Source organism: Modicisalibacter ilicicola DSM 19980, from assembly GCF_900128925.1.
Classification (GTDB): domain Bacteria; phylum Pseudomonadota; class Gammaproteobacteria; order Pseudomonadales; family Halomonadaceae; genus Modicisalibacter; species Modicisalibacter ilicicola.
Genome location: NZ_FQUJ01000010.1, coordinates 88,466 through 103,861, shown reverse-complemented (window position 1 = coordinate 103,861; position 15,396 = coordinate 88,466). Strand labels below are relative to the sequence as shown.

Annotated in this window: 13 protein-coding genes; 2 read left to right on the top strand and 11 right to left on the bottom strand. The window is 62.5% G+C overall.

Annotated elements, in window-relative coordinates:
- Nucleotides 1–14 precede the first annotated feature (14 nt).
- Genes tssG through tssB form a run of 5 tightly spaced genes read right to left on the bottom strand, consistent with a single transcriptional unit; the run spans nucleotide 15 to nucleotide 5,272 of the window.
- Nucleotides 15–1,022: a type VI secretion system baseplate subunit TssG gene (gene tssG, locus BUA41_RS12210; RefSeq protein WP_072823351.1), complete on the bottom strand. Its 1,008-nt coding sequence runs from the start codon at nucleotides 1,020–1,022 to the stop codon at nucleotides 15–17.
- On the bottom strand, nucleotides 986–2,749 hold the full coding sequence (gene tssF, locus BUA41_RS12205; protein ID WP_072823227.1) for a type VI secretion system baseplate subunit TssF: 1,764 nt from the start codon (nucleotides 2,747–2,749) through the stop codon (nucleotides 986–988). The genes tssG and tssF overlap by 37 nt, the downstream gene beginning before the upstream one ends.
- Nucleotides 2,750–2,787: 38 nt before the next feature.
- A complete protein-coding gene (tssE, locus tag BUA41_RS12200; RefSeq protein ID WP_072823225.1) occupies nucleotides 2,788–3,219 on the bottom strand; it encodes a type VI secretion system baseplate subunit TssE in 432 nt (143 codons plus the stop codon).
- Nucleotides 3,220–3,245: 26 nt separating this feature from the next.
- Nucleotides 3,246–4,727 (bottom strand): type VI secretion system contractile sheath large subunit, encoded by a 1,482-nt coding sequence (gene tssC, locus BUA41_RS12195; protein WP_072823223.1) that lies wholly within the window; start codon nucleotides 4,725–4,727, stop codon nucleotides 3,246–3,248.
- A gap of 38 nt (nucleotides 4,728–4,765) precedes the next feature.
- The gene (gene tssB / locus BUA41_RS12190) at nucleotides 4,766–5,272 is read right to left on the bottom strand and encodes a type VI secretion system contractile sheath small subunit (RefSeq protein WP_072823221.1); all 507 of its coding nucleotides are present in this window, start codon (nucleotides 5,270–5,272) and stop codon (nucleotides 4,766–4,768) included.
- 644 nt (nucleotides 5,273–5,916) lie between these two features.
- On the opposite strand from tssB, the gene BUA41_RS12185 reads away from it, so the two are divergent.
- Nucleotides 5,917–7,254: a deoxyguanosinetriphosphate triphosphohydrolase gene (locus BUA41_RS12185; RefSeq protein WP_072823219.1), complete on the top strand. Its 1,338-nt coding sequence runs from the start codon at nucleotides 5,917–5,919 to the stop codon at nucleotides 7,252–7,254.
- A 7-nt stretch (nucleotides 7,255–7,261) separates the two neighbouring features.
- Here the strand turns inward: BUA41_RS12185 and BUA41_RS12180 are convergent, their stop codons facing one another.
- From BUA41_RS12180 to BUA41_RS12155, 5 genes are all read right to left on the bottom strand, one after another.
- On the bottom strand, nucleotides 7,262–7,933 hold the full coding sequence (locus BUA41_RS12180; protein ID WP_072823217.1) for an RraA family protein: 672 nt from the start codon (nucleotides 7,931–7,933) through the stop codon (nucleotides 7,262–7,264).
- 20 nt (nucleotides 7,934–7,953) lie between these two features.
- Nucleotides 7,954–9,258: a TRAP transporter large permease gene (locus tag BUA41_RS12175; protein ID WP_072823215.1), complete on the bottom strand. Its 1,305-nt coding sequence runs from the start codon at nucleotides 9,256–9,258 to the stop codon at nucleotides 7,954–7,956.
- 3 nt (nucleotides 9,259–9,261) lie between these two features.
- Nucleotides 9,262–9,768 carry a TRAP transporter small permease gene (locus tag BUA41_RS12170; protein ID WP_072823213.1) on the bottom strand — a complete coding sequence of 169 codons (507 nt, stop codon included), beginning with the start codon at nucleotides 9,766–9,768 and terminating at the stop codon, nucleotides 9,262–9,264.
- A 9-nt stretch (nucleotides 9,769–9,777) separates the two neighbouring features.
- On the bottom strand, nucleotides 9,778–10,764 hold the full coding sequence (gene dctP, locus BUA41_RS12165) for a TRAP transporter substrate-binding protein DctP (RefSeq protein WP_072823211.1): 987 nt from the start codon (nucleotides 10,762–10,764) through the stop codon (nucleotides 9,778–9,780).
- A 605-nt stretch (nucleotides 10,765–11,369) separates the two neighbouring features.
- A complete protein-coding gene (locus BUA41_RS12155) occupies nucleotides 11,370–12,794 on the bottom strand; it encodes a sodium:solute symporter family protein (protein ID WP_072823207.1) in 1,425 nt (474 codons plus the stop codon).
- Nucleotides 12,795–12,904: 110 nt separating this feature from the next.
- Here BUA41_RS12155 and BUA41_RS12150 point away from each other — a divergent pair, with 110 nt between their 5' ends.
- On the top strand, nucleotides 12,905–13,876 hold the full coding sequence (locus BUA41_RS12150; protein ID WP_072823205.1) for a LysR family transcriptional regulator: 972 nt from the start codon (nucleotides 12,905–12,907) through the stop codon (nucleotides 13,874–13,876).
- Between the two features lie 10 nt (nucleotides 13,877–13,886).
- Here the strand turns inward: BUA41_RS12150 and BUA41_RS12145 are convergent, their stop codons facing one another.
- A complete protein-coding gene (locus BUA41_RS12145) occupies nucleotides 13,887–15,392 on the bottom strand; it encodes an aldehyde dehydrogenase (protein ID WP_072823203.1) in 1,506 nt (501 codons plus the stop codon).
- Nucleotides 15,393–15,396: the final 4 nt, after the last annotated feature.

The window sequence follows — 15,396 nt, the reverse complement described above, 5'->3', positions numbered from 1 at the left end:
TGCGTTCCTGTGAATCAACGTGTCATTTGAATGCGAACCCGCTGCCTTCGCGGGGTGTCGCCGGGAGCGACGAAGGTGGTCCAGCCGAGCTGGCAGCTGTCGGCGTCCCCCAGGCGCAAGGGGCGCATCTCGCTGGGCAGTAGTTCGAGTTCCAGGTCGTAGGCCAGTGGCTCGCGCAGAACGAAATCGACCAAGGTGCGCAGCGGCGCGTGCTCGCAACCATCCGGCAGGAAGTCACGAAAGCGTGTCAGGGTGAGTCCGCCGAGACACAGTGCGAACTTGCCGCCGATATCGGCCACGTGTTCGCCAGCGACGACATTGCTGCCCAGCATCATGTTGCTCAGCCCTGTGCTGCTGCGCTGATCCTGGGGAATGGCGACCCAGCGCTTTACCCATTCTTCGATGGTGACTTCCGACAGGTCGAAGCAGTGCCCGATGATGCCTGCCACGATCTGGGGCGAGCGTGAACGCCCGGCGAGCAGGCCGGCGTAGGCCAGCATCTTGCTCCAGTCGATCGCGGTCTCGCCGCGCAGGTCTGCGTCGCCGAGACCGACGAGGGCGAAGACGCTGGCGGAAAAGCCGTCGCGAGCGCCATCCTGGTGACGTATGTAATGGCGATACTTGCGCCAGCTCCGGTATAGCAGGTTGAGCAGGCGATGGTTGAAGAAATCGAGAAAGTCGCCACCGTTGCCTTCGCCGTGGGCTGCCTCATGGGCCAGGGTCTCCAGGTAGTAGCCGGGTAATGGCGATTGCGCGCCTTGCAGGCCAAGGAAACTGACTTCCATCTCGTAGGCACCTGAGCGCACGGCCTTCAGCGCCGTCACGTCGCTACCGGGAAAGCCCAGGGAGGCCGAGGCTCGGAAACGAATGCGCCGGTCGAGGGCGACATCGCCGCGTTCGATGTCGTCGTCATGATGTCGGTGGATCAAATCCACCAACTGGAAGAAGTCGTAGCGTCGCGCTCCCTTGATCAGAGGGGCGAGCGCTATATCAGGGGCTGTTGGCCCGGCTGAGAGGTCCATGTATAGCGCTCGCGATTGTGTTGATTGACGATTTGCAGCTCGTGAAATGAATTGATGCTGGCGTACAACGAAAAGAAGCGGGCCAGCACACTGCCGAATAGATAAAGACTGCCTTCGTCGCCGAAGGCCTCCTGGTCGAGGGTGACGAATGAGCGCAGCCCACGCACCGGGAGCCCGCGCTGAAGGCGGTCGATGGGTTGCGTCTCGATGGCCAGGATGCCCTCGAGGCGCAACCGCGAGACCCGCTCGGCCTGACGATCCATCAGGGCCCGGAAGTCGTAGGCACGCAATACGGAACACAAGGCGTCTCGGTCGAGCAGTGACAGATAGTTCAGCGACAGGTTGGAGATCAACGTCCACAGCAGGCTGCCATCCAGTGTCGGTCGCAGCGCGGGTGTCGGTCGCAGGATATTGCGAAAGTCGGCAAAGGTCGGGCTGTCTTCACCCGGTACACAGATATCACCGACGCTCAGGCGTTCGGGTAGCTCGCGATTGGAGCAGGTCAGTCTCAGAGAAATGGTTTCACGCAGGCCCAGGCAGGCCCGTTCGTCGCCGCGCACGAAAGCGATGTCGTGGTCGAAACCGTCGTTGCGCAGGCTGTCGTGCACACGCACGCGGTAATACAGTGCATTGCGTCCGCGGTCGCGTTCGATCTGGTGCTGAAAACTCTCGAAAGGCACGTAGTGGCGCGGTTCGCCGCGTATCTTTCCGGGCTCGCTCTCCAGCCAGCCTGATACGTGGTCGACGCTGAATACCTCGAAGTGTGCAGGATGACGACTGCTTGGCCGCAAACGATATTCGCTGCGCTTGCCATCGAGATCGATGGGGTCGGCATCGTGCTCGAACAGGTTGATCGCCGGCGTGCAGTGCAATGCCAGATGCTCGTCATGGACACGGGCATCCACGGGCAAGGTGCGGGTGAAGACGAAGCGCAGGGTGAGGCGACTGCCGGGGCGGGAGGGCAATCGACTCCCCAGCGCGACGATGTCGAAGAACAGGAACGCCTGCGGGAAGCACAGGTATTCCTGAAGAATGCGATAGCCCTGGTAGGTGTTGCGCGGATAGGGCAGCAGACTCTCGTTCTCGGCGAAACCGACCGGGCGCAGGCTCTCTCCAGGAAGTCGTTCGCGATGGCCGTCGATCTCGAGTTCGATGCCGGCCAGGTAATGGTTGAGCCATAGGTACAGGGTGCGCGCCGTGTAGTCGTCCCCGCCCAGATGCAGGCGCAGATCGTCGATGCCCAGCGTGTCGAGGGCTTGGTCGCTGTGCACGGTCAAGGCAAGCTCGACGATGGAGGATTCCCGCGAGTGCTGTGCATCGACACCGGCATGGGCCAGCGGATGCGCCGTTACGGTGTGACAGGTACGAAAGCAGCAGGTGGTGCCATCCACCGTCTTGCTGCCAAGGGAGGTGCCGCGGGGGATGGTCTGCGCGACGCTCAGGGTGTTCCACTTGGGCGTGAACTGTACCACGGTCATGCTGGGAACCGGGCGCAGGTAGTTGGGCCAGAGCATGGTGATCAGCGAGTGGGTGAGCTCGGGGAATTCGTCCTCGACCTTCTCGCGCAGTCGACCGGTCAGAAAGGCGAAGCCCTCGAGCAGGCGCTCGACGTCCGGGTCGCTGCCGTGCTCCGACAGGAAACGGCTCAGGCCCGGATTGCCCTCGGCAAACTCCCGCCCCTGGCGTTTGAGGAAATTGAGCTCTGCCCGGAAGTAGCGGTTCAGCATTCGGGCCTCGTATTCGGATACGGCAAGGCAACACCCCTTCAGTCAAGGCACTGATAGCGTTTGTCGTTCAACAGCAGGTCGATGGTGGTTCTGGTACTCTCTCGGCCCAGCGCAAGCTCGGCCTGGACCTGGAAGCGCAACTGCAGGGGATCGCCGTCATGGGGCTGCGATTCGACCGCCACCTGGCTGATACGGGGCTCGAAGCGTTCGATGCACCGCCGGATGGCGTGCCGGATGTTGAGCTCCAGATCGAGCACGCCGGCGGTGGCATCGTTGAAATCGAGCAGTCCCAGCTCCGGGGCACTCTCGCTGTGCCCCGGGTGGCTGTTGAGCAGATCGACGAGATGGCGCTTGATGGAATCCAGGATGGCAAAGGTCGGTCCGTCGTGGTCCATCGGCGCATCACGCTCGGGCATGGCCAGGCGTTCGAACAATCGGCTGCCGGTCAATTTTCCGTGGTGATCACGCATATCCGCTGCTCTTCTCACGCTTCAGCTCACTCCTTGTCGAGTCGGCCGACCAGCGATAGCTCGAAGTTGGCACCCATGTACTTGAAGTGCGGACGCACCGCCATCGTCACCTGGTACCAGCCCGGGTCGCCGTCCACATCGGAGACCTGGATCGACGCGGCGCGCAGTGGCCGACGGCTGCGCACCTCTGCCGGTGGATTTTCCTGGTCGGCCACGTACTGGCGAATCCAGGCGTTGAGCTCGCGTTCCAGATCCTGGCGTTCCTTCCAGGAGCCGATCTGCTCGCGTTGCAACACCTTGATGTAGTGTGCCAGGCGATTGATGATGAACATGTAGGGCAACTGGGTGCCGAGCTTGAAGTTGGTCTCGGCGTGTCGCCCTTCCGGGGTATTGGAGAATTTCTTCGGCTTCTGGACCGAGTTGGCGGAGAAGAAGGCGGCGTTGTCGCTGCCCTTGCGCATGGTCAACGAGATGAACCCCTCTTCGGCCATCTCGAACTCACGCCGGTCGGTGATCAGCACTTCGGTGGGTATCTTGGCCTGCACCTGGCCCAGCGCTTCATAGGTATGTACCGGCAGGTTTTCCACCGCACCGCCGCTCTGCGGTCCGATGATATTGGGGCACCAGCGATACTTGGCGAAGCTGTCGGTCAGGCGTTCGGCGAGCAGGTACGCGGTGTTGCCCCACAGATAGTGATCATGGCTCTCGTTGACGCTCTCCCGGTAGTTGAAGCTCTTGACCGGGTTTTCGACCGGATCGTAGGGCATGCGTAGCAGGAAGCGCGGCGCAGTCAGTCCCAGGTAGCGGGCATCCTCGGATTCGCGCAGGCTGCGCCAGCGGGCATACTTGGGCCCTTCGAATATGGCCTTGAAATCCTTGATGTTGGGCAGTTCCTGAAAGCTGTCGACACCGAAGAACGAGGGGGCCACCGAGGACAGAAAAGGTGCGTGCGCCATGGCGCCGACGGCTGCCGAATACTGCAGGAGCTTCATGTCTGGCGTCGACGGCGAGAAATCGTAGTTGGCGATGATGCCGCCGATCGGTTCCCCGCCGAACTGACCGTAACCGGCAGAGTAGGTATGCTTGTAGAGACCGCTCAGGCTGAGGTCCGGGGCGAACTCGAAGTCTTCGAGCAACTCCTGCTTGGTGGCGTGCAGCAGGTCGAGCTTGATGTTTTCGCGAAAGTTGGTGCGTTCGACCAGCAGCTTCAGCCCTCGCCAGGAAGATTCCAGCTTCTGGAATTGCTGGTCGTGCAGGATGGAGTCCACCTGGGCGCCGATCTTGCGATCGAGCTCGACGATCATGCGATCGACCACGGCCTTGTTGACATTGGGAGAATCCTGAGCGCCCTTGAGGAGCTCGCTGATGAAGGCGGCAACACCCTGCTTGGCGACATCGTAGCCCTCTTCGTTCGGCGCGATGCGCGTCTGGGCCATTACCTGGTCCAGCAGTGACAGCTCTTCTACTGTTTCACTGGATTGGCTGCGTTCTTGTAGCGTGTCGGTCATGCGCTGTCTCTCGATTTTGATGCGTCTTGGTCGGTAATTCAGGTGCGATTGTCGGACTTGTCGAGGTGTTCGAGCTCGCTCAGCAACTGGCTACGGGCGTCTTCGCTCTCGATCAGCTTCTGTAGCCGCTCGCGAAAGGCCGGGACGTTGCCGAGTGGCCCCTTGAGCGCCACCAGTGCCTCGCGCAACTCGACCAGCTTGCGTAGTTCCGGTACCTGTCGGGCCACGCTATCGGGCTCGAAATCGCTGAGTGACTTGAATTCGAGCTCCAGTGCGATGTCGCTGGAGGCGTCGCTGTCATCCAGGCGGTTGGGTACGCTGGCCTTCAAGGAAAGCCCGGCCTCGCGCATCACCGAGTGGAAGTTGTTCTTGTCGATCGAGACCGCTTCGCGCTCCTCGATGGGCGTCGGCTCTTCACTGCCCTTGAAATCGCCTACCACCAGCAGTTTCAGAGGTAGTTCGGTTTCCGCCTGTTGATCGCCGGTCGCCGGCACGTACTTGATGTTGATGCGCTCCCGGGGAGCGACTGTTGCGTCTTTTGCCATTTAAGAATCCCTATCGATGCATGCCGACACCCATCTGGACAGGCGTCACGGAAGTAAGCGAAAAGATTGGCCAGAGGCGAGCGTTAATGCTTTCTACAGAACCTTTTTCGGGCTGACAGGAGAAGGTTCTGGTAGTTTTTTTTAACTAACCTGATAAAAAAATAATTATTTTGCCGTATGACTATACCGTTTCTCGCTGGCGGATAAATATCATCGTTTTTGAAATTAGGAAAGTGATCTCCTAGGCGGGGTATTTGATGGTCACGGAGAATATTTTGTGATCTTGTTTTTATAGGCGATTGATTTTAAAAATAAAAAATTTCAGTGCATTTTTGCGGATTTATTTAATGAAAGGTGGTGGGGCAATTTCCTACACCAAAATGTAGTCAATGTCTTACATGAAGTGTCTGAAATGGCTGACGTGGTGGAGGGGGAAAAAGTCCCGGTCAAGCGGGTTCCGATGGGAGTCGATCAAGCGGGTATTGGAAGTTGTGACTTATTGAAGAGTTCATTCATTTCTATTTTGTCTTTTCAAAGGATGGAGTGGCGTTGTTGCGCACGCATTCTGGGCATTGCCGGTGAATCACGTAGAATGCCCTGATTGCCACCACCGCGCTGCTGCGCCACGACCTCGAGGATGCCGCATGACGCAGATGCACTGGGAACGCCTGCTCGATCCGCACCGGCTCAACGACAAGCCCCGCGAATCCCGGGACGAGATCGGTCGCAGCCCGTTCCACAAGGACCACGACCGCATCGTCTTCGCCGGGTCGTTTCGTCGCCTGGGGCGCAAGACCCAGGTCCATCCGCTGACCGACAACGACCATATCCACACCCGGTTGACCCATTCGCTGGAGGTGGGCTGCGTGGGGCGCAGCCTGGGCATGATCGTCGGCGAGGGGCTGCGTGAACGCCTGCCCAAGTGGATCACTCCGGCGGACATGGGGGTGATCGTGCAGGCGGCGTGCCTGGGTCATGACATCGGCAATCCGCCCTTCGGCCATGCCGGTGAATACGCCATCCGCGACTGGTTCAAGCGCGCCGAGAACAATGGCAGCGGCCTGCTCGAAGGGCTCTCGGACACCGAACGGGCCGATCTGCTGACCTACGAGGGCAACGCCCAGGGCTTTCGGGTCGTCACCCAGATCGAATACAACCAGTTCAAGGGCGGCATGCGGCTGACCGCGGCGACCCTGGGCACGCTGCTCAAGTACCCCTGGACCGTGGAGCACGGCGGCAAGGCGGGCAAGTTCGGCTGCTACCAGTCCGAGACGCACCTGCTGGCCGAGGTGACCGGGCAACTGGGCCTCAAGTCGCGGGGCGACTGGATCTGGTGTCGGCACCCGCTGGCCTACCTGGTCGAGGCCGCCGACGACATCTGCTATGCCCTGCTGGATCTCGAGGACGGCCTGGAGATGGGCATCCTGCGCTTCGACGAGGTGGCCGATGTGCTCACCCAGATCGCCGGCGGCGAGCCTGCGGAGTATCCCGAGATGCAGCGTGAAGGGGTGTCCCAGCGCCGGCGTATCGCCGCGCTGCGCGGGGCGGCCATGGAGCGGGCGGTCAACGATGTGGGGGCGGTATTCGTGCAGCACGAGCAGGCGCTGCTTAACGGCGCGCTGCAGGGCGATCTCCTCGAGCTGTGTCATCCCGACCTGGGCTGGGGGGTCTCGGCGGCCAAGCAACTGGCCCGGGAGCGCATCTTCCAGAACGAGCGCAAGGCCAAGCTGGAGATCGGTGCCTACACGACCCTGGGCATCCTGCTCGAAGCCTTCATCGGCGCGGCCCACGAACTGCACTACCATGGCCATTCCACCTTCAAGCATCAGCGCGTGCTGGCGCTGATCGGCGAGAACACGCCGCGTTCGTCCTGGAGCCTTTACGACAGCTACCGGCGCATGCTCGACTTCATCGGCGGCATGACCGATCACTACGCGGTGGACCTGGCCCAAGAGATGGGCGGACGCTTGAAGGCGGATTGACGATCGCTCAAGACGCCGATTGATTGATGCGCTCGACCAGCGCCGTGGCGCCGCTGATGTCGGGGAGTAGCTCCCCGGCCGCGACCCGGGCAAGGATTTCCTCTTCTTGATGCTGCAGATGAATGGCATGTGACGCCGTCGCGGCGACGTCTTCCGGTGGCAGCACCAGCACGCCGCTTTCATCCGCGAGAATGGCATCGCCTGGCTGGACCACCAGGCCGCCGACGCTGATCGGCACGTTGAGGGCGCCTCCGATTCCTGCCAGCTTGGTGGTCAGCGCCGCCACCCCTCGGCTCCACACCGGGAAACCCTGCTCCCGGATCGTTGCCGCATCGGTGGCCACGCCGTCGATGATCACCCCGGCTACGCCGAGGCCCTTGGCCACCTGGGTCATCACCCCGCCCCAGCAGGCATGGCGCTCGTCGCCCTGACGGTCGATGACCAGCACATCGCCGGGGCGCACCAGGCGCATGGCATGATTGAGCAGGGTACCGTCGGTGTGCGGCAGCGAGAGGGTGACGGCGGTGCCGGCGATGCGCGTCTGCGCCAGCACCGAGCGGATCGCCGGGTCGATGAAGCCGACCTCGCGGAAGTGGCCGATGGTGGCGGTCTCGCAGCCCAGCAACTGCTGCCTGAGGGGCTCGTCGAGGGGCGCGGGCATGGGGGCGATATGGTACATGAGAGGCTCCGGGGCAGTGGTCAGATCAGGCTGGGCAGGAAGGTGGTCAGCGATGGCACCCAGAACAGCACCAGCATGCCGAACAGGAAGCACAGCACGATGGGCCAGGCGGCAGCGTAGATCGTCGGCATCGACACCGAGGGGGCGCCGCCTTTGACCGCGAACAGGTTGTAGCCGAACGGCGGGGTCAGGCTGCCCACCGAGAGGTTGATCAGGAACAGCGTCCAGAACCAGATCGGGTCGAAGCCGTAGACCTGGAGCAGCGGCGCATAGATGGGGATGACCACCATCATGAAGGCGATCTGGTCGATGAACATGCAGGCGAACAGCGGGATCAGCATCAGCAGCAGCATCATCCACGCCGGGTCGAGTTCGAGGGCGGTTGCCGCGGCGACCAGGCCCGAGGTGGCCCCGGCGAATGACAGCAGCTGGCTGAACAGCTTCGAGCAGGCAAGGATGGTGATGATCATGGCGCTGATCGACAGCGACGACAGCACGGCCTCGCGGGCCATCTTCAGACTAAAGCGGCGGTAGTAGCAAGCCACCAGGAGGGCGCCGAGCACGCCGGTGGCCGCCGACTCCGAGGGGGTCGCCACGCCGAGCATGATCAGCCCCAGCACCGAGAAGATGATGATGCTGAAGGGCGCCATCTTGAGCAGTGCCCGGCTGCGTTCGCGGGGCGTGCCGCCGCCGCTGTCGTCGACCGGCGGCGCCTGGGAGGGATCGAGCATCAGCCGGATCACCACGTAGGCGACGAACAGGCCGGCGAGCAGGATGCCGGGAAGGATGCCGGCGATCAGCAGGCGGGCGATGGAGACATCGACCATCGAGCCGATGATGATCACCAGCAGGCTCGGGGGAATGATCGGCGCCAGGCTGGCGCCGCCGAGGATCAGACCGATCGACAGGCGGTCGTCGTAGCCGCGCTGCTGCATGGTCGGCAGCGCCGAGCGGCTGAGCATGGCGGTGACCGCCAGGGCCGAGCCCGAGAGGGCGCCGAAAAGGGTGGAGAGGGCGACGACGAAGAAATAGAGCCGTCCCTTGATGCGCCCCATCAGGGTGTCCAGCGCATCGAAGATGACGTCGATCGAGCCCGAGCGGAACAGCAGCTCGCCCATCAGCACGAAGAGCGCGATGGTGGTCAGGGTCTCCGAGGTGACGGTGTCGTAGACGCTGTTGGCGAACAGTCCGAAGCCAGCGGTGCCCATCAGCCACAGGGTGCCGGCGACGTTGATCGTCAGGAAGGCCACGAATACCGGCACCCCCAAGGCGAAGAGCCCCATCAGCAGGGCGATGGCGAGCCCGAGAGTGACATACCATTCCATGCCTCAGGTCTCCTGGGGGTCGGTGACGGTCGCGTCCACCGGCAACAGGGCGTGACGCAGGAAGTGCAGGGCGGTATTGATGAAGGCGTAGCTGATGAAGCTCGACACCCAGTACTTGGGGATGTCCAGCCCCATGGCGGTGGTGGTGCCGCCGGCGATCTGGCGCAGGTTCTCGTCGACGATGATCCAGGCGGCGAGCAGGCAGATGCCGCCCGCGACCAGCGCGACGATGCGCTCGTAGCGCCGGCGGGCCTTGGGCGACAGCCGGTCGGGAAGCACCGTGATGGCGATATGGCCATGGGTGCGGGCGAGCTCGGGCATCGCCAGACTAGCCGAGACGCACAGGAAGTAGGCCACCAGTGAGCCCGACCAGAGGGTCGGCGAGTTGAAGAAGTAGCGGGCGACCACCTCGATCCAGAAACACACGACGATGCCACACAGGGTGGCACCGCCGAGGTAGAACCCGAATCGCGTGACGTGGTCGTGAAGCCTGGCTATCGGGTGGTTCATGCTGGATTCCTACTGAGCGTCGGGCGTCATGTCGTGCTGCTGGGCGATCTCGCGCATGGTCTCCACCGCCTCGGGCGACTTGTCGATGCCCAGCTGCCAGATGCCCTCGGTGACCAGCGCATCCAGCCGCTCGGCGTCGGCCGGCTCGAAGTGCGTCTCCTGCATGCCCTTGTCCTTCAGCGACTGCCATTCCTCCTGAGCGAGCTCGTCGAGGATCGCCGCGGTCTCGTTCTCCAGGGCCTGGCCCTGTTCTAGCATGACCCGCTGTTCGTCCTCGCTGAGCGCATTGAAGGCATCGAGGTTCATGAACAGGTAGGTGTAGGTCTGGCCGAAGGTCGGCTTTGTGAAGTAACCGGCGACCTCGTGCCAGCCCAGGTCCTCGACGCCGTTGAGGCCCCAGGCGGCGCCGTCGATCACGCCCCGGTCCAGCGCCGAATAGACGTCACCGCTCGACATCAGCACCGGGGTGCCGCCCAGGCCCTTGGTCACGTTGGTGTAGGTGGGGCTGCCGCGCAGGCGGCGTCCCTCGAGGCCGGGGGTTCCGGTGATCGGCTCCTCGAGGACGTACTGGAAGCCGCTGGTGCCGAGCGGTGGAATCGCCAGCAGCTTGAGGCCCTGGTCGTTGTAGTGCTCGTCGATGAAGTCCCAGAGGCCGGACTCGCGGGTCATCGCCGGGTCGACGAAGACGGCGTCCATGGCCGCCCCCACGCCGGTGGTGTTGGTGTGGTAGGCGCCGTGGGTGTAAAGCAGGTCGAAGACTCCGGCGGAGACCGGCTGCAGTTGCTCGAAGGGCGGCACCACACCGGGGCCGTTCAGGGCGATGCTGATCTCGTCTCCGCTGGCGCTCTGTACCTTGTCGATGTAGCGCTGGGCGACCTCGCGGGTATAGGTCGCGGTCTGGTCGTAGCTGGAGAGCATGCGCAGGTCGGTGGCCATGGCCTGGGAAGCGGTCAACATCGCTGCGGCCAGCGCCGCAATCTTGAGGGGAGTGTTCATGATTTGCCTCGCGTTGTGATTGTTGTGCCGGGCGTTCTGGAAGCGCCCTGTATGGTCGAATCCATCTAGTCACGTCCCCGAGAGAGGGTCAAACGAATCCAGCGGCTGGGCGTTTTCTATTTTTAATGCTTAGAATTTATGAGATTTATACATATTTATTTTTGTATAAATAATAGCGTTCTGGGTGCTCGTGTCCCGCGATGTGCTTATCCTGATTGAAAAGGCAGCGATCCCATTCAAGAGATATCCTATGTTGAGCGAGACGGAACAGCGCGTGCTGGAGCAATGCGATCGGCTCTTTCCGCAGACGCTGGAGATGACCCGGCCGCTGGTCGGCCAATACAGCGTCTTGGGCCAGGAGCAAGGGGTGCTCGAGACCATGGCGGCGTGGTGCCGGCCGAACCGGTGGACATGTGGACGCAGACGCCCTGGCAGCCCTGGGAAAAGGACGGCTGGCTCTAAGGGCGAGGGGCCGACGACATGAAGGCGGGCATCGCGTCGATTCGCCATACGCTAAAGGCCTATGCGCTCTTCCTGTGTCGCTGGCCCAGTCAGGCGCAGTGCTCGAAATGAGCACTGCACCGGTCTAGCTCAGCGCTTCGGCATCATCGTTCCTGGATCATCGGTTCGGGATCGCGGCCACGGAACAGCAGTGGCAGCATCAGCAGCGAGATCGGCAGGCCGATGAAGACAGGATGCACACCGAAGGGCTGGCCGAGTGCCTGCCACGCCACCGCCGATACCAGCCCCGCCCACATGGTGGCGACACCGGCACGGCGATTGAGGTTGTCGAACAGCAGGCCGACCAGGGCCGGGACGAGCACGCCGCAGACTAGCATGGCGCTGCCCAGGATCCAGATCGTGACCAGGCGGGGAGCATACAGTGCCAGGCCCACGGAAATCACCGACATGACGAGGACCGAATAGCGGCTCATGCGCAGGAGGAAGCGATCATCCTGGTTCTTGAGCCGCGGCTTGATGATGTCGTTGGCGATCGACGACGCCCCGGCGATGAAGAAGGAGTCGGCGCAGGACACCACCGTCGAGAGCAGCACCACGATCATCAGGATGATCAGCGGCAGTGGCAGCGTGGCCTCGAGCACCGCATAGAAGGTCAGATCGGGGTTGTCGAGCTGGATGTTCAGACCGAGCGAGGCGAACACCCCGATCAGCACGGCAGCCCCGCCGATCAGCATGGTAAACACCACCGCCACCGCGTAGCTTGAATAGGCCGCCTGGGCGTTCTTGGCCGCCCAGAAGCGTTGCCACAGGTCCTGGCGCACGAACTGGTAGCCACCGATGGTCAGCAGATAGACGAAGAGATCGCTCGGGGCGATGCCGCTTACCTCGAGGAAATGCGGTTGCGCCGTCAGTTTCTCGCTGTCAGTGATGCCGCCCCAGCCACCGGCCAGGTGATAGACCACCGCGAGCAGGAAGAACACGCCCAGGGTCTGCAGCGTGCCCAGGATCGCATCCGACCAGATGACCGCCTTGAGACCGCCCAGGTAGGTCTTGATGGTCAGGATCAGCCAGGTAATCACGATGCCGTAGGCCAGCTCCAGGCCGAACACCAGGTTCAGCACCGTGGCGATGGCCACGAACTGCATGCCGGTGATCGCCGAATAGGCGCAGATCATGCTGAGCAGGGTCGGCAGGCGGGCGCTGTCACCGTACTGTTTCACCATGAAGTCCGCTAGGGTGATCATGCTGTAGCGTTCGCCGTAGTCGCGGATGCGCCGCACGAAGAACAATAGCAGCAGTACGCCGGCGATGGTGATGGCACCGGGCAACCAGATCTGCCCGACCCCCTGCTGGAAACCCTTGGACATGAAACCCAACAGGGTGGAGCCGCCCACGGCGGTGCCCACCAGCGTGCAGATCAGCGGAAAGGTGCCTGCCGAGCGGCCGGCAACGTTGTAGTCGTCGTAGGTCTTGATGTGTCGGTAGAAGTAGTAGGACAGGCCGATCAGGAAGAGGGCACAGAGGATGACGACGATCGATAGGTAGAGGGTTTCCCGTTCATTGAACACGTCTAGCTCCTGGTGGTGTGGTTATCAAGTGCGTGACGCTCCGAACGTTGGCCGTTACGCTCTTGATCTCAATGTGGTTCGTGCTGTGTCACTCTTGCAAGGAATCCGCCATGCGGCCCATTCACGATACGCTCGACTGGAACCTGCTACGTACCTTCATCGTCATCGTGCAGGAGGAGAGCGTCAGTCGTGCGGCGGTGCGGTTGTACCTGTCGCAACCCGCCGTGAGTCTGTCCCTGAAACGCCTGGAGGAGCGCCTGGGCCAACGGCTCATCGAGCGCGATAGCCACCGCTTCCGAGTCACCCAGGCGGGACACCTGGTGTATCAGGAGGCCATTGATATCTACGCCAACGTGGCACGGCTGGCCGCCTCGGTGAGCGAAGCGGATCCGGAGGTAGCGGGTCACATCTCGCTGCTGTTCATCACCGGCATTCAATGCCGTTTCCTGGATAGCGTCTTCGAGCGCTTCCACCAACATTTCCCGCAGATCACCTTCGGTATCGAGGAAATGTCCAGTCTGGAGGTCCAGCATGCCCTGTTGCAGCGCCAGGGGGCGATAGGCATCTGCCTGTCTCGCCAGTGCCCGGACAATCTGAACAGCCAGATCCTCGCGCGGCAGCGCTATCGCCTGTATTGCGGACGCAGGCATGCGCTCTTCGGGCGGGACAACCTGCCGATGGAAAGCCTGTTGCATGAAGCCTATGTCTCCTTTGGCAGTGAGCAGCTCGATGGCGTCCTGTCGCCGCTGGCGGTGTTTCGTGCCCAGCATGGCCTGCAGGGGTCGGTGGTCGGGCAGTCGAGCAGCCTCCAGGAAATACAGCGTATGGTGCTCGCCGGCTGGGGCATTGGCTGCCTCCCTGAACACCTGGTCGCCCGGGATGTAACCGAAGGGCGGCTGTGGCCCCTACCGCCTTACGATGGCGTGGCGGATATCGACTTGAACCTGATGTGGCACAGCGACGCGCGCTTCAGTGCGGCCGAGACGACCTTCGTAGAGTTCTTCCTCAACGCCATGGCCAAGGTGCCGATGGAGGAGCGACTGACGTCCGGGCTCGAGTCGGATGTCGCCGATCCAGAGTGATACCGGGCGATCACGATGACCCATAGGCCAGGTTCATCCATGTGGTTTTCAGGTCCGAATACTTGTCCAGGGCGTGCAAGGACTTGTCGCGACCAAATCCGGACTGTTTCATGCCTCCAAAAGGTACGCTGATGTCGCCATCGGCGTAGCAGTTGACCCATACCAGTCCGGCACTTAGCCGTCGTGATACCCGATGAGCCCGGGCGAGATCGCTGGTCCATAAGCCTGCGCCCAGGCCGTATATCGAATCGTTGGCCAGGTCGATGGCCTCTGATTCGCTGGTAAAGCGATTAATGCCGAGTACCGGGCCAAAGATTTCCTCGCGCATGAGAACGGCCGCCTGGGCGCCCTCGAGAATCGTCGGTTCCAGATACCAGCCGCCGTCGACCGGTGTGGCCGCCCGACCGCCATGGTGAAGGGTCATGCCCTCACTGAGCCCTCGCTCGATGTAGTCGAGTACTTTGGCATGATGTTCGGCGCTGATCAGGGCGCCCATGCGCGTCGCTGGGTCCAGAGGGTCGCCCGCCGGCATGGCCTTGGCGGCCTCGAGAAGACGCGGCAGGAAGGTGTCGAAGATCGCCTCGTCCACGTAGAGCCGCGAGCCGGCGATGCACACCTCGCCCTGGTTGGTGAAGATGCCAGCGGCGGCGGCCTGTGCCGCCGCGTCCAGGTCCGGGCAGTCGGCGAAGACGATATGTGGCGACTTGCCACCGCACTCCAGCCATACCCGCTTGAGGTTCGATTCGCTCGAGTAGCGCATGAAGCGCTTGCCAGTGGCGGTGGAGCCAGTGAAGGTCAGGGCATCGACGTCCCTGTGTAGTCCTAGCGCCTGCCCGGCGACGGCCCCGTGGCCCGGGGTGACGTTGAATACCCCCGCCGGCAGCCCGGCCTCCTCGGCCAGGGCGGCGAGCCGCAGCCCGCTGAGACTTGAGGCCTCGGCGGGCTTGAGCACCACGCTGTTGCCCATGGCCAGCGCCGGGGCGAACTTCCAGGCGGCGATCATCAGCGGGAAGTTCCATGGCACCACTGCGGCTACCACGCCAAGCGGCTCACGGCTGATGGTGGCGTGGACGTCCTCGCCAGTGGGGGCGATCTCATCGTATCGCTTGTCGATTGTCTCGGCATACCAGGCTACGCAGCGCACCGTCTCGGCTAGATCGAAGCTCAGGCTGTCGGTTATTGGCTTGCCCATCTCTAGGGTCTGGATCAACGCCAACTCTTCGGCATGTTCTTCGATGAGGGCCGCGAAGCGCAGCAGTACCTTTTTGCGCTGAAGAGGAGGGCACCGCGACCAGCTGCCGCCCTCGAAGACGCGCCGCGCGGCGCCTACCGCGCGGTCGATATCCGCTGCGTTGCAGGCGTTAACCTCGGCGAGCACAGCCCCGGTGGCCGGATTATAGGCGGTCAGGATCCCGTCGCCTTGGCTATCGACGAAGTCGCCGTCGATGAAGGGGCGGGTTGTCAGGCTTAGCCGGTCTGCCTGGTGGCGCCAATGGCTCAGATCATGGGTCGACATATTG

Bases quoted from the DNA above. Each gene is read 5' to 3' on its own strand.
- BUA41_RS12170 (WP_072823213.1), bottom strand. From the start codon at position 9,768: ATGAACCACCCGATAGCCAGGCTTCACGACCACGTCACGCGATTCGGG.
- BUA41_RS12145 (WP_072823203.1), bottom strand. From the start codon at position 15,392: ATGTCGACCCATGATCTGAGCCATTGGCGCCACCAGGCAGACCGGCTA.
- BUA41_RS12180 (WP_072823217.1), bottom strand. From the start codon at position 7,933: ATGTACCATATCGCCCCCATGCCCGCGCCCCTCGACGAGCCCCTCAGG.
- tssF (WP_072823227.1), bottom strand. From the start codon at position 2,749: ATGCTGAACCGCTACTTCCGGGCAGAGCTCAATTTCCTCAAACGCCAG.
- dctP (WP_072823211.1), bottom strand. From the start codon at position 10,764: ATGAACACTCCCCTCAAGATTGCGGCGCTGGCCGCAGCGATGTTGACC.
- tssG (WP_072823351.1), bottom strand. From the start codon at position 1,022: ATGGACCTCTCAGCCGGGCCAACAGCCCCTGATATAGCGCTCGCCCCT.
- tssC (WP_072823223.1), bottom strand. From the start codon at position 4,727: ATGACCGACACGCTACAAGAACGCAGCCAATCCAGTGAAACAGTAGAA.
- BUA41_RS12175 (WP_072823215.1), bottom strand. From the start codon at position 9,258: ATGGAATGGTATGTCACTCTCGGGCTCGCCATCGCCCTGCTGATGGGG.
- tssB (WP_072823221.1), bottom strand. From the start codon at position 5,272: ATGGCAAAAGACGCAACAGTCGCTCCCCGGGAGCGCATCAACATCAAG.
- BUA41_RS12185 (WP_072823219.1), top strand. From the start codon at position 5,917: ATGACGCAGATGCACTGGGAACGCCTGCTCGATCCGCACCGGCTCAAC.
- tssE (WP_072823225.1), bottom strand. From the start codon at position 3,219: ATGCGTGATCACCACGGAAAATTGACCGGCAGCCGATTGTTCGAACGC.
- BUA41_RS12150 (WP_072823205.1), top strand. From the start codon at position 12,905: ATGCGGCCCATTCACGATACGCTCGACTGGAACCTGCTACGTACCTTC.